Below are 11,587 nucleotides of genomic sequence, written 5' to 3' on the forward strand. Positions count from 1 at the left end.
CGTCAGGCCGTCTCAGACGGTCGGTGCGTGTCCGAGGGTGCGGGAGTGGCTAGGCGCACGTGGCCGAGGTGGTGGCCTTCGAGGCGACGGTGGTGCAGGTGTCGGTGAAGACCTCCTTGATGACCCCGCCGAGCAGGAAGACGATGGCGACGACGAGGGCGGCGATGGCGGCGACGAGCAGGCCGTACTCCACAGCGGAGGCGCCCTCCTCGTCACGGCGCTCCTTGAGCATCTGCAGGGCGACGTAGAGCTTGATCATCGTGATCTCTTTTCGTGAGCAGCGAGTGTTGTCGTGCTGACCGGGAGGCCAGTGGGATAACTCTCCCAAATCGGACAGATCCGGACATCGTGCTCACGGACGATTCATCGTGACCATTATGGGTCATTTGCGGAGTAGTCCGGACGGACTACCCGACCCCGTGCCGGGATGGCCGTTCGGTCAGCCCGGCGGGGTCGCGTCGGCGATCAGGCCCATTCGCATCGCGGTGACCAGGGCCTGGGCCCGGTTGGCGGCGCCGAGCTTGTCGTAGATGCGGCCGATGTGGCTCTTGGCCGTGGACTCGCTGAGGTAGAGCTTGGCGGCGATCTGGCTGACCCCGAGCCCTTCGGCGAGCAGGTCGAGCACCTGCCGCTCGCGGTCGGTCAGGCGCGGGGCGCCGGAGCGCATCCGGCGCATCATCGCCTCGGCGAGCCCGGTGCAGGTGAAGGTCAGCGGTGCCACCGAGGCCTGCTTGGCGGCGGAGACGACCGTCGAGGTGGGGGCGTCCTTGCCGACGAAGGCCGACGCGCCGGCGTCCATGGCCGCGAACAGCTGCTCGTCGCCGGCGTACATCGTCAGGACCACCAGCCCGATCTGCTTGTCCTCCTTGCGCAGCGTGCGCACCACGTCGAGGCCGGAGCCGTCGGGGAGCCGCACGTCGGTGACCACGACGTCGGGCCGCAGCCGCTCGACCTGGGCGAGACCGTCGGCCACCGATCCGGCCTGGCCCACCACCTCGAAGCGGTCGTCCTGGGCGAACGCTCCGGCGAGACCCTGGCGGATCAGCTCGTGGTCGTCGATCAGCAGCACCGTGGTCATCGCTCACGCGGGCAGGGAGCCCGGCCTCCGGTCGAGACGCTACCGCGCGGGCGCCCCGACCCTGACCTGGACACGGGTGCCGGGGCGCTGCGGGGTCGGGGCCTCGATGCCCAGCTCGGCCCCGATCGCCACCGAGCGCTCGCGCATGATCTTCAGGCCCTGGGAGTCCGCGCGCGGTCGGTGGCCGCGGGTGCCGTCGTCGCGAACCTCGACCTCGGCGAACGGCGCCCGGACGGTGCACCGCAGCCACAGGTTGGCGGCGCCGGAGTGCTTGCGGGCGTTGTTCATCGCCTCCTGGGCGATCCGCATCAGCTCGAACTCCTGGTCGCGGGGGAGCCGAGGCCCCTCCTCGTCGAGGGTGACGTGCACGGTCATCGTCGAGGTCGTCCCGACCTGGTTGGCGTACGCCGAGAGGCTCTCGCCCAACCCGGAGCTGGCCGCCAGCTCGTGACGCAGGTCGAAGATCGAGTGGCGCAGCTCGGCCACCACCCGCGTCACCTCCTCGCGCAGCTCCACGATGCGGTCCAGCTGGTCGGGGTCGCGTGTCCCGGAGGCGAGGTTGTCGACGAGGTAGCCCAGCCCGGCGACGTCCTGGGCCACCCCGTCGTGGACCTCACGGGCGATGCGTTGCCGCTCCTGCGCGGTCGCGCTGTCACGCACCCGCCCGAAGAGCAGGGCGGCCTGGAGCTGGACGGCGAGCCGGGACAGGCGCGTGCGGAGGGCCAGGGCGTCCGCCGACTCCACGGGCCGCAGCGCCTCCACGACCAGCACCGCGATGGTCTCGTCGTTGGCGACGAGCGGCAGCGCCAGCCGTCGCTCGCGCAGCATCATCGCCTCGTACTCCCAGCACCGGGCCGAGAGCTCCTCGGCCCACATCATCGCGCCGGGCTCGGTGCCGGCGGTGTAGCGCAGCGGGACCATGGCCCCGGTGGCGGAACGGGTGAACACGCCGGCGGCGCGGAGCGGAACGGTCTCGTCGGCCTCCTCCATCACCTGCTCGGCGATGCCCACCGCGTCCAGGCCGCCGCTCAGCCTGCCGGCCAGCGCCTCGAGCCGACGGATCAGGCCCACGGCGCTGCGGTAGGACGAGTCGGTGTCGGTCGTCGCCTGGGCCGTGCGCAGGGTGCTGCCCAGCAGGCCGAGGCCGATGCCGGTCACGAGCCACATCAGCGCGTTGGTCGCGAACTCGGTGTTCCAGTCGCGGACCACACCCAGCCGGGCGAGCACCATGACGGCCAGCTCGAGGACCACCACGCGGGTGAGCCCCAGCCGGCCGCTGTCGAGCGCGGCGACGAGGGCGGGGACCACCAGGTAGGGCGTGACGGTGGCGTGGTCGGGGAAGACCAGTGCGGCCGTGACGGCGACGACAGCCGCCTCCAGCAGCGCGACGACCGTCTGCGACCAGCTCGTGCGGGTCCCGGCGAGGAGCGCCAGCACCGCGGTGGCCACGACCACGGCGACGCCGATCAGGTCCTCGGCACCAGCCAGGACCGTCAGCGGGATGAGCGCTGCCAGGGTGAAGACGCGAGCGGCCAGCGCCACGCGGCCGATGTCGGTCACGGGTCAGAGTCTGCCCGAGAACGTCCCCAGCATGGAGATGCCGGCCGGCCCGAGGACCGCGATGAACAGGCACGGCAGGATGCAGAAGATCAGCGGGACCAGGATCTTCACGGGCACCTTCTGTGCCGCGGCCTCGGCCCACTGCCGGCGCTTGACCCGCATCTCCGAGGACTGGACCCGCAGCACCTGGCCGACCGGGATGCCGAACGCATCGGCCTGCACCATGGCGCCGACGAAGGTGCGTACGTCGGGCAGGTCGGTGCGCTCGCCGACCGAGCGCAGCGCCTCGGCGCGCCCGCGCCCGATCTGCATCTCCTGCAGCATCCGGGCGAACTCGTCGGACAGCGGGCCCTCGGTGTTCTTGGCCACCTGGGCCACGGCCGCGTCGAAGCCGAGCCCGGACTCCACGGAGATGGTCAACAGGTCGATGGCGTCGGCCAGCGCCTTCTGCATCTGCTCGTTGCGGTCGTGGGCGCGCTGGTAGAGGTAGAGGTCGGGGGTGCTGTAGCCGATCAGCGCGAACACGACCACCAGGCCCAGGGTCACCGGGAACGACGTGCCCATCAGCACCAGCAGCAGCAGGGAGAGTGCGAGGGCGACGACGAATCCGACCACCTTGCCGGCGATCACCCGGTCGACGGTCCACCCGGCCGGGTTGCCCGCCTTCTCCAGCTTCTCGCGCACCCGCAGGTGGGCGTCGGCGGGGCTCATCCGGCGCCCGATCCCCTGGGTGCGGGCCAGCAGCGGGACGAGCACGCGCTCGGCGAACGAGGCGTCGCCCTCGGCGCGCATGTCGTCGGGCACCGAGGTCATCGCCTCGAGCACCTCGAGCGAGCGACCGACGCCGGTGGCCTCCTTCGTCAGTCCGCCGACGGCGCCGAGGACGAGGAACAGGCTGAGGAAGATCAGGCCGATGCCCGCGGCCAGCACGAGCGTCGTCATATGTCCACCTTCGCGACCTTCATCATCCAGGTGAAGCCCACGACGAGGAGCACTGCCATCAGCCCGATCAGGACGTAGCCGATGGGAGTCGTGTAGAGCACGCTCACGTAGTCGGGGTTGCTCAGGGAGAGGTAGAGCAGGAACATGGGCGGCAGCGCACCGAGGATCCAGGCCGAGAGCCGGCCCTCGGCGCTCAGGGCGAGGACGTGACGGCGGAGGTACTCCCTCTCACGCAGCGTGGCCGCGACCTGGAGCAGCAGCTCGGCCAGGTTGCCGCCCACCTGGCGCTGGATGCGGATGGCCATCACGACCCACTCGAAGTCCTTGCTCTCCATGCGCTCGGCGACACCGCCCAGCGACTCCTCCAGGGGCACGCCGAGCCGGCTCTCGACGATGACGCGTCGGAACTCGCCGGCGATGGGGTCGGCCCCCTCCTTGACGATGGTGTCGACCGACTGGGCCAGCGACAGACCCGCCGACAGGCTGCCCGACATCAGCTGGAGGGTGTCGGCGAGGCCGGACGAGAAGGCCTTGAGCCGTCGCGACTTCTTCAGCCCCAGGAACAGCCATCCGCCGACCGCCCCGAGTGCGAGGAAGACCAGCGCGACGAGGATGTTGCCGCGGCTGAGCAGCATCCCGAGCACGGCGGCCAGGACGGTCGTCCCGGCGTGGACGAGCAGCCACTCGGCGGGCTTCAGGGACATGCCGGCGGCGTCGAGGCGGGCCGCGATCCTGGCCTCGAGGCCCTCGTTGCCGGCCAGTGCCTTCTCGGCCACGCTGCGGGCCTGGGCACCGAGGCCCTGGTCGCCGGGCGCGGCCTGGTCGACCCGGGGTGCGCCGTACACGCCGTAGGCCTCGAGCTGCTTGCGCAGCTTCTCGTCCTTGGACGCGCCCGGGCGCACCAGGAACAACGCCGCCACGATGCCGAGCAGCCCGAGCCCGATGGCCCCGACACCGACGCCGACGGCGGAGGGGGGAAGGTCGATGCGCGGCCCGGCGGCCGCGACCGGGCCGGCGGCCGCGGGGGCCTCGACCGGCTCCGCCCGCGCCTCGGCCGACCCGACCGTCAGGTAGGCGCTGGCGATCACGGGCCGCCCGTCGACGGGCACGGTCACCGTCACGTCGGCCTGTTGCTCGGTGCCCTCGGGGAGGGTGACGTCGACGGCGAGCTGGCGTCGCAGTGCGTCGGCCTCGCCCGCGAAGGTGGCGCTCAACGAGGCCGGGTCGGCGTCCATGACCCGGCCCCCGCCGGCCTGGGCGATGAGCTGCAGCGGCTGGCTGGCCGCGTCGGCCTGCTGGAGCGAGACGACGTCGACGGACACGTCCTCCTCGGCCAGGGTCTTGAGCACCTGCGACAGCGGGGTGTCGGTGGTGTCCTTGCCGTCGGAGAGCACCAGCAGGCTGCGGGCGCCCTCGTCGCCGCTCGCCTCGACGGCGCCCAGCACCCCGTCGTAGAGCGCGGTGTCGCGGGTCAACGTCAGTCCGGCCACCGCGCGACGCAGGGCGGCGCGGTCGCGCGAGGGCTCCACGAGCACCTCGACGTCGTCGTCGAAGGAGACCAGTCCGACGGCGACGTCGGCCGGGGCGGAGTCGAGGAAGAGGGTCGCGGCCTGCTTGGCGGCGGCGATCCGCTCGCCCCGCATGCTGTTGCTGGTGTCGATCGCCAGCACCGTCGTACGCCGCACGTCGGTGTTGCCCGTCGCCGCGACGGCCGTCGCCCGGGCGGCCGTCCCGCCGACCTCCACGGCGACGCCGCTCGTCTCGACCTCGCCGTCGGCGGGCACCGAGACGAGCAGTCGCACCCCGCCCTGGCGGACCTCGGCGTGGTCGATGCTCGCTCCTGCGCCCGCGGCGTCGGCGGCCGAGGCGGGGGCGAGGCCGCCCAGCGCGAGCAGCGCCCCGCCCGCGACCGCGGCGAGGCCGACGCGCGGCCTCACCGGAACCCGCCGCCGGTGGAGAAGACCCGCGGGTCGACGGTGACGTTGTTGTGGGCCATCTTCTCGAGGAACTTCGGGCGCAGGCCGGTGCTGCGCAGCGTGCCGAGCGACTTGCCCTCGGAGTCGAAGCCCGCGGAGTTGTCGAACAGGAAGACGTCCTGCAGCGTGATCACGTCACCCTCCATGCGCTCCACCTCGGTGACGTGGGTGATCCGACGGGTGCCGTCCTTGAGCCGCGCCTGGTGCACGACGAGGTCGACGGCCGAGGCGATCTGCTCGCGGATGGCGCGCACCGGGAGGTCCATGCCCGCCATCAGCACCAGCGTCTCGAGACGGGAGCAGGTGTCGCGCGGCCCGTTGGAGTGGACGGTGCAGATGGAGCCGTCGTGACCGGTGTTCATCGCCTGCAGCATGTCGAGGGCCGAGGCGTCACGGACCTCGCCCACGACGATGCGGTCGGGTCGCATCCGCAGGGAGTTGCGGACCAGGTCGCGGATGGTCACCGCGCCCTTGCCCTCGATGTTGGCCGGCCGGGACTCCAGGCGGACGACGTGGTCCTGCTTGAGCTGCAGCTCGGCGGCGTCCTCGATGGTGACGATCCGCTCGTCGGACGGGATGAAGGACGACAGCACGTTGAGGGTGGTGGTCTTGCCCGCGCCGGTGCCGCCCGAGACCACGACGTTGAGCCGGCCGCGCACGCAGGCGTCGAGGAAGTCGGCCGTGCTCTCGGTCAGGGACCCGAAGCGGATCAGGTCGTTGACGGTCAGCGGGTCGGTGGCGAACTTGCGGATCGTCAGGGAGCTGCCGTCGATCGCCAGCGGCGGCACCACGGCGTTGACGCGGCTGCCGTCCTGGAGCCGCGCGTCGACCATCGGCGAGGCCTCGTCGACGCGGCGGCCGATGCGCGAGACGATCTTGTCGATGGTGCGGCGCAGGTGCGCCTCGTCCTTGAACGTGCCGTCGGTCTTGGTGAGCTTGCCCTTGCGCTCCACCCAGATGTCGTAGGGCCCGTTGACCATGACCTCGGCGACGTCCTCGTCGCGCAGGTAGGCCTCGATGGGCCCGTGGCCGAGGATGTCGTCGGAGATGTCCAGCGTGATCCGCTCGCGGTCGGCGCGGGTCAGCGGCCGGTTGGTCGCGGCCAGCACGTCGGCCAGGACCGCGTTGACCTTGGCCGCGAGGTCGGCGGGGGTCATGTCGCTGTCGTAGAGCTGGGGGCCGAGCTCCTGGAGCAGCTCGGAGTGGACGTGCTCCTTGAGGTCCTGGAACCGGTCCTCGGCACCGGATCTGGCGCCGTTGGCCTCGGCCATGGCGGTGAGCCGGGACGGCGTGGGTGCCGTCGGCGCGGCGGGGGCGGTGCCGTCGGCCACGGCCCGGTCGACGTCCGCGTGCCGCGTCGGCGCGGTCGCGGGGGGGACCGAAGCGGCCGGGCGGGTCTCCGCGGCCGGCGCGGCGGCGTCACCGGTCCGGCCGAGGGCGGCGATGCGGTCGCTGAGGCTGCTCACGACGACTCCTTCCGGCGGCGTCCGAAGAGGCCGCGTCGACCGTGGGTGCCCGGCGTCGAGGCCTGGGCGAGCTCCCCGGCGACGGCCGGGACGAAGGCCGTGATGGCCCGGGAGACCGGGTGCTCGGGCTTGGCGTGCACGATCGGGTCACCGTGGTTGGTGGCGCTGGCCACGGCCGTGGCGCTCGGCAGCGTCAGCGCGACCGGCATGCCGAGGATGCCCTCGACGTCGGAGGCGGTCAGCCCGACCTCGTCGTCGGCCCGGTTGAGCACGAGGTGGCGGCGCTCGACGAGGTGCAGCAGGTCGAGGGTCTCCAGGGCCACCTTGGCGTTCTTGACGGTGGGCACGTCCAGGGTGGCGACGATGATGCACTCGTCGGTCTCGTCGAAGGCGCCCAGCACCTGGTCGTCGAAGCCGGGCGGGGTGTCGATGAGGACGTGGTCGAAGCGGTGGCGCAGCGTGCTGATGATGCGGCGCACGAGCGCGGGGGTGATGCGGTCGCGTCCCTCGGGCTGGGTGGGGGCGGCGAGCAGCTGCAGCCCGCTGGGGTGGGAGGTCAGCAGGCCCTCGAGCAGCGCCCAGTCGAGCCGGTCCTCGAACCCGGCCGCGTCGGCGATGGTGTGCTGCGGGATGACCTGCACCGTGATGGCGACGTCGCCGAAGGCGAGGTCGAGGTCGACCACGCAGACCCGCGACCCCATCCGCGTGAGCGCGAGCGCGAGGTTGACGGTCATGGTGGTCTTGCCGACCCCGCCCTTGGGCGAGAAGACGGTGAGGACCCGACCCTCGTGCTCGGCGCCCTGGCCGCCGTGGATGGCCTGCCAGGTCTGCTTGGCGCGGGCGAGGGCGCTGGCCAGGGCGTCGGGGTCGTCGGCGGCGACGACCGCCCCGATCCCGGCCTGCAGGGCCTGCGCGTAGAGCTCGGGCTGCAGGTCGTGGCGCACGAGCACCACGCTCGTGGCCGGGTGGGTACGACGCACGCGCTCGGCGACCAGGGCGGCGTCGGCCATCGCGATGCTCGGACCCAGCACGACCGCCGGGTCGGCGCGACGGGCCAGGCAGGCGTCGACCTCGTCGGCGCGGGTCAGGACCTGTGCGCCGCTGCCCAGCGCCGTGGCCATGACGCCGGCGACGGCGGTGTCGAGCTCCAGCAGGAGGGTCATCGGGTGTCCTCGGGGGGAACGGTCACGGAGGGGGGCACGGGTCAGCCGAACAGGTTCTCGAGGTCGACGCCCTGCGAGGGAGCGACCTCGGAGTCGTCGTCGAGCAGGCCCAGGGCGAGGGAGCCGTTCTGGGAGGCGTACATGACGCGCTCGGCCTCGCGCTGGCTGACCGCCAGGGTCAGCAACGTCTGCGGCAGCGGCGCGGGGGCGGCGGCCGCGGCGTCCTCGGACTCGCCCTCGGCCGGAGGCGCGACGGGCTCGGTCGAGGTGTTGCCCAGCGCGAGCACCTGCACGTTGGGCAGCAGCAACCGGCTGAAGGGCCCCTTGTCGTCGTTGCCGGCCATGAAGACCGCGACCCGGTTGCCCGGCGCGAGGAAGCCCGCGACGCGGGAGGGGTCGTCGAGGTTGACCGAGATCGCGATCTTGCCCTCGGGGATGCTCAGGGTGGTCGCGGTGCCCTCGGCCGGGGCGCCGAACTTGGTCTCGACGATCTGCTCACCGGGCAGGATCTCGACCGTGGCCGCCATGGACTGCACGCTCTCGAGCGTGGTCAGGGCTCCCGGCAGGACGTCCTGGGAGGACACCTGGCCGGTCGCGATCTTGCCCGCGGCCTGGGCGGCCTCGACGGTCTCGCCGACGGCGATCGGCTTGGTCGCCCGCAGCACCTGCACGGCGGAGTAGCGCTCGTCGGCGCGGCTGTCGGCGCCCTTGACGTAGAGGAAGACCAGCAACGTGCCCAGGGCGGCGACGAGCGCCGCCACCAGCAGCAGCACTTTCCTGCGATCCATGACTTCGACCTGCCTCGAGGTGCCGGGGAGGAGCAGGCCACGCCGGCCCTGCTCGTACGCCGGGCGCGGGGGTCGCGCCGACACGAGACAGCGTGCCCGAGTTGAGTCCGTTTTGTCCGTGAAATACGGACTCCGCGATGCGAAGCCGCGGGCCGACTAGACCAGTGGCCCGCAGGCCCCCGTCGTCAGCGGCGGTACAGCGCGTCGATGTCGTCGCCGTGCTCGCGCGTGACGACCGCGCGACGCAGCTTCAGGCTGGGGGTGAGCTGCCCGCCCTCCTCGGTCCAGGTGTCGGGCAGCACCCGGAAGGCGCGGATCGACTCGGCGCGCGAGACCGCGTCGTTGGCGGCGTCGACGCCGCGCTGCAGGTCGGCGAGCAGGTCGGGGTGGTCGAGCAGGTCGGCGACGCGGGGCGAGGTGTCGTGCTGCTCGGCCCAGGCGGGGAGGGCCTCCTCGTCGAGGGTGACCAGGGCCGCGATGAAGGGCCGGCCGTCGCCCACCACCAGGCACTGGTCGACGAGCGGGTGGGCCCGGACGAGGTCCTCCAGCACGGTGGGGGAGACGTTCTTGCCGCCGGCGGTGACCAGGATCTCCTTCTTGCGACCGGTGATGCGGACGAAGCCCTCGTCGTCGATCTCCCCGATGTCGCCGGTGTGGAACCAGCCGTGGTCGTCGACGACCGGGTCCGTGGCGGCCTCGCTGCCGGGCGCCTCGCCCTGCCAGTAGCCGGCGAAGACCTGGCCCCCGCGGAAGAGCAGCTCGCCGTCGTCGGCGACGCGCACGCTGGCGCCGGGCAGGGGTCGCCCGACGGTGCCGATCTTCTGGGCCTCGGGGGTGTTGACGGTCAGGGCGGCGGTGGTCTCGGTGAGGCCGTAGCCCTCCAGGACCGTCACGCCGATGCCGCGGTAGAAGTGACCGAGCCGCTCGCCGAGGGGCGCGCCCCCGCTCACAGCGTAGGCGCAGCGGCCGCCGAGAGCCTCGCGCAGCCGGCCGTAGACGAGCCGGTCGAAGAGCCGGTGCCGCATCCGCAGCGTCACCGGCACGCGACCCGCGTCCTGGGCGCGCGACCACGCGATGGCGGTCTCGGCCGCGCGGTCGAAGATGCCGCCCCGGCCGTCGGCCACGGCCCGCTGCGAGGCGGTGTTGAAGACCTTCTCGAACACCCGCGGGACCGCCAGCACGAAGGTCGGGCGGAAGGCGCCGAGGTCGTCGACGAGGTGCTTGATGTCGGCGGAGTGGCCCAGCCGGACGCCGGCCCGGACGCAGCCCACCTGGATCACCCGGGCGAAGACGTGCGCGAGCGGCAGGAAGAGCAGCGTCGAGGCCGCCCGGTCGGCGGCGGTGTCGCCCGCGACGTCGCCGTCGCCCGGGGCGGGGTCGAAGAGGGCGTCGAGCTCGCTGACGGCCACGGTGAGCTCGTGGAGGAAGTTGCCGTGGGTCAGCCGGCAGCCCTTGGGGCGTCCCGTGGTGCCGGAGGTGTAGATCAGCGTGGCCAGGTCGTCCGGCCCCGCCGTCGTGCGCCGCGCCTCGAGCTCGGCGTCGGCGACGTCCTCGCCGAGGGTGCGCAGCACGCCGACCGCGTCGCCGTCGAAGGACCACAGGTGGTGCAGGTGGGGCAGGTCGCCCCGCAGCCGGGAGACCCGCGACCGGTGCTCGGGGGACTCCACGACGGCCGCGACGGCACCGGAGTCGCGCAGGATCCAGCCCACCTGCTCGTCGCTGGAGGTCTCGTAGACGGGCACGGTGACCGCGCCGGCGAACCAGATGGCGTAGTCGAGCAGCGTCCACTCGTAGCGGGTGCGGGAGAGCAGCACGACCCGGTCGCCGGGCGCGACGCCCGCCGCCACCAGGCCCTTGGCGACCCCGCGGACCTGGGCGAGGAACTCGGCGGCGGTCACGTCCTGCCAGGCGTCGTCGACGGGCCGGGCGAACGCGACCCGGTCGGGGTGCAGCTCGCCGTTGCGGACCACGTCGTCGGTCAGGTTGCCGACCGGGACCTCGACCTCCAGGGCCGTGGAGTACTCACGCAACGCCGGACCTCTTCCTCGATGACTGCTCGACCACGCCGGACGCACGTTACTCGGGGCCACCGACCGTGCGACGGCAGCGTGCGAGGGCCCCGGGCAGGTCGGCTAGCCTGACGAGCCCGCACCCCCCGAACCACCCAGGACGGACCATGGCCGAGCAGACCACCTCCAGCATCGTCGTCGCGGCCCCGCCCGCCGACGTCATGGCCGTCATCGCCGACTTCCCGCACTACCCCGAGTGGGCCCAGGGCATGAAGCGCGCCGAGGTGGTCGAGCAGGGCGCCGACGGCCGCGCCGACCAGGTCTTCTTCGAGCTCGACGTGACCCCGATCAAGGACTCCTACACCCTCGCCTACGAGTGGCGCGGCGACGAGCAGGTGACCTGGAGGCTCGTCGAGGGCAAGGTGCTCAAGGCGATGCAGGGCGCCTACGAGCTGCGCCCCGTCGACGGTGGCACCGAGGTGACCTACCGGCTGGCGGTCGAGCTGAGCATCCCGCTCATCGGCATGCTCCGGCGCCGCGCCGAGAAGGTCATCATCGACACCGCGCTGAAGGGCCTGAAGAAGCGCGTCGAGTCCCTGGGCTGA

The 11,587-nt window shown here is 72.6% G+C and carries 10 protein-coding genes; 1 reads left to right on the top strand and 9 read right to left on the bottom strand.

Annotation, left to right across the window (positions count from 1 at the left end; genetic code table 11):
• Window positions 1–49: 49 nt before the first annotated feature.
• From ASG49_RS05990 to ASG49_RS06030, 9 genes are all read right to left on the bottom strand, one after another.
• Window positions 50–259, bottom strand: a complete 210-nt coding sequence (locus ASG49_RS05990) for a Flp family type IVb pilin (RefSeq protein WP_056538340.1) — start codon at window positions 257–259, stop codon at window positions 50–52.
• A gap of 180 nt (window positions 260–439) precedes the next feature.
• Window positions 440–1,078, bottom strand: coding sequence for a response regulator transcription factor (locus tag ASG49_RS05995; RefSeq protein WP_056538345.1), 639 nt, complete (start codon window positions 1,076–1,078; stop codon window positions 440–442).
• A gap of 39 nt (window positions 1,079–1,117) precedes the next feature.
• On the bottom strand, window positions 1,118–2,638 hold the full coding sequence (locus ASG49_RS06000) for a sensor histidine kinase (protein WP_056538348.1): 1,521 nt from the start codon (window positions 2,636–2,638) through the stop codon (window positions 1,118–1,120).
• 3 nt (window positions 2,639–2,641) lie between these two features.
• Window positions 2,642–3,580 carry a type II secretion system F family protein gene (locus ASG49_RS06005; RefSeq protein ID WP_056538351.1) on the bottom strand — a complete coding sequence of 313 codons (939 nt, stop codon included), beginning with the start codon at window positions 3,578–3,580 and terminating at the stop codon, window positions 2,642–2,644.
• On the bottom strand, window positions 3,577–5,517 hold the full coding sequence (locus ASG49_RS06010) for a type II secretion system F family protein (protein ID WP_056538353.1): 1,941 nt from the start codon (window positions 5,515–5,517) through the stop codon (window positions 3,577–3,579). Before ASG49_RS06010 ends, ASG49_RS06005 begins: the two co-directional genes overlap by 4 nt.
• Window positions 5,514–7,022 (bottom strand): CpaF family protein, encoded by a 1,509-nt coding sequence (locus tag ASG49_RS06015; RefSeq protein WP_235561921.1) that lies wholly within the window; start codon window positions 7,020–7,022, stop codon window positions 5,514–5,516. The genes ASG49_RS06010 and ASG49_RS06015 overlap by 4 nt, the downstream gene beginning before the upstream one ends.
• Window positions 7,019–8,185: a P-loop NTPase gene (locus ASG49_RS06020; RefSeq protein WP_056538356.1), complete on the bottom strand. Its 1,167-nt coding sequence runs from the start codon at window positions 8,183–8,185 to the stop codon at window positions 7,019–7,021. Before ASG49_RS06020 ends, ASG49_RS06015 begins: the two co-directional genes overlap by 4 nt.
• A gap of 41 nt (window positions 8,186–8,226) precedes the next feature.
• Window positions 8,227–8,973, bottom strand: a complete 747-nt coding sequence (cpaB, locus tag ASG49_RS06025) for a Flp pilus assembly protein CpaB (protein ID WP_082533815.1) — start codon at window positions 8,971–8,973, stop codon at window positions 8,227–8,229.
• A 185-nt stretch (window positions 8,974–9,158) separates the two neighbouring features.
• Window positions 9,159–11,003, bottom strand: coding sequence for a long-chain fatty acid--CoA ligase (locus ASG49_RS06030; RefSeq protein WP_056538362.1), 1,845 nt, complete (start codon window positions 11,001–11,003; stop codon window positions 9,159–9,161).
• A 146-nt stretch (window positions 11,004–11,149) separates the two neighbouring features.
• On the opposite strand from ASG49_RS06030, the gene ASG49_RS06035 reads away from it, so the two are divergent.
• Window positions 11,150–11,587, top strand: coding sequence for an SRPBCC family protein (locus ASG49_RS06035; protein WP_056538365.1), 438 nt, complete (start codon window positions 11,150–11,152; stop codon window positions 11,585–11,587).

It is taken from the genome of Marmoricola sp. Leaf446, from assembly GCF_001424755.1.
Classification (GTDB): Bacteria; Actinomycetota; Actinomycetes; order Propionibacteriales; family Nocardioidaceae; genus Marmoricola.